This window comes from Neisseria sp. P0001.S005 (assembly GCF_051963715.1).
On sequence record NZ_JBQCTZ010000439.1, the window covers coordinates 1 to 939 of the forward strand.

Genomic DNA, 939 nt, shown 5'->3' on the forward strand with positions numbered 1-939 from the left:
GTCGGTGTCGGCTTGGCGAGCGCATTGGGCTTGGATCCGCTGATTGGCCTGATTACCGGTTCGATTACCCTGACCGGCGGTCACGGTACTGCCGGTGCATGGGGTCCTGACTTTGAAAGCAAATTCGGCCTGACCGGCGCAACCGGCTTAGGTATGGCTTCTGCAACATTCGGCCTGGTATTCGGCGGTTTGATCGGTGGTCCTGTTGCACGCCGTCTGATCAACAAATTGGGCCGTAAACCTGTCGTCAAAACTGCCAAATCCGACGACAACGATGCTGCCGACGACATCTTCGAACAAGCACAGCGCACCCGCCTGATTACGGCTGACTCCGCTGTCGAAACCCTAGCTATGTTTGCCGGCTGTTTGGCATTTGCCGAAATCGTGGACAACTACGACAAAGCCTTCTTCGATTTGCCTAAATTCGTATGGTGTCTGTTTGCAGGCGTAGTCATCCGCAACGTCCTGACCGCAGCTTTCAAAGTCAATATGTTTGACCGTGCCATCGACGTATTCGGTAACGCCTCCCTGTCCCTCTTCCTGTCTATGGCCCTTCTGAACCTGAAACTGTGGGAATTGACCGGTCTGGCAGGTCCTGTGACCATCATTTTGGCCGTACAAACCGTCGTGATGATTCTGTACGCCACTTTCGTTACCTACGTCTTCATGGGTCGCGATTACGACTCTGCCGTATTGGCAGCCGGTCACTGCGGCTTCGGTTTGGGTGCCACCCCGACTGCCGTTGCCAACATGCAGTCCATTACCCAAACTTTTGGCCCGTCTCACAAAGCCTTCTTGATTGTGCCTATGGTGGGTGCGTTCTTCGTTGACTTGCTCAACGCCGCCATCCTCTCCGGCTTCATCAGCGTCATCAAAGGCTGATACGTCTGACATAGAAAAGCACTTGCCGCATTTACTTGCTGCAAGTGCTTTTGTTAT

Annotated in this window: 1 protein-coding gene; it reads left to right on the plus strand. The window is 53.8% G+C overall.

Annotated elements, in window-relative coordinates; translation table 11 throughout:
* On the plus strand, positions 1–882 hold an 882-nt coding region (gene gltS / locus ACTHSP_RS20890), incomplete at its 5' end, for a sodium/glutamate symporter (protein WP_440346874.1).
* Positions 883–939 lie beyond the last annotated feature (57 nt).